General features: G+C 48.8%; 1 protein-coding gene. It reads left to right on the top strand.

Annotation, left to right across the window (positions count from 1 at the left end):
• On the top strand, window positions 1-623 hold a 623-nt coding region (locus EQY_RS0121880), incomplete at both ends, for an autotransporter outer membrane beta-barrel domain-containing protein (protein WP_000310844.1).

Consider the following 623-nt stretch of genomic DNA (forward strand, 5'->3'; position numbering starts at 1 on the left):
TCCGGGACAACCACATTATCCGGCTCGAATAACTATGCCGGTAATACCTATATAACCAAAGGCAGCCTACGCGCAGGTAAAGAAAATACCTTCAGCCCCAACTCCGATTATATTGTCGACAACGATGGGCATCTCGATTTAAACAGTTATTCGCAGGCGTTAAAAACGCTGACGCTGGCTGGAACAACAACGTTGTCTTCGTATGAACAGGGTCACGAGTTCACGCCGACCACACTGACCATTAACGGCAACTACACCGCCAATGATGGCCTGTTAGTCATGCATACTGTATTAGGCGATGATAATTCCGTAACGGATAAACTCATCGTAAAAGGTGATACTTCCGGTAGTACCCGCATTATGGTCAACAATGCGGGCGGTCTGGGCGCGAATACTCTGGAAGGGATAAAAATTGTAGAGGTTGATGGCCTGTCAGAGGGCGTTTTCAGTAAAGAAGGTCGCATTGTTGCCGGTCCCTATGACTACAACGTGGTAAAAAGCGACAATCAGAACTGGTTTTTAACCAGTGAAATTCCCGCAGGACCGTATACTCCACCGGAACTGCCCGTCATCCCGGAACCAGATCCTGAGCCTCCTGTAACACCAGAACCGCCTGTGACACC

Source organism: Escherichia sp. TW14182 (assembly GCF_000208525.1).
GTDB classification, from domain to species: domain Bacteria; phylum Pseudomonadota; class Gammaproteobacteria; order Enterobacterales; family Enterobacteriaceae; genus Escherichia; species Escherichia ruysiae.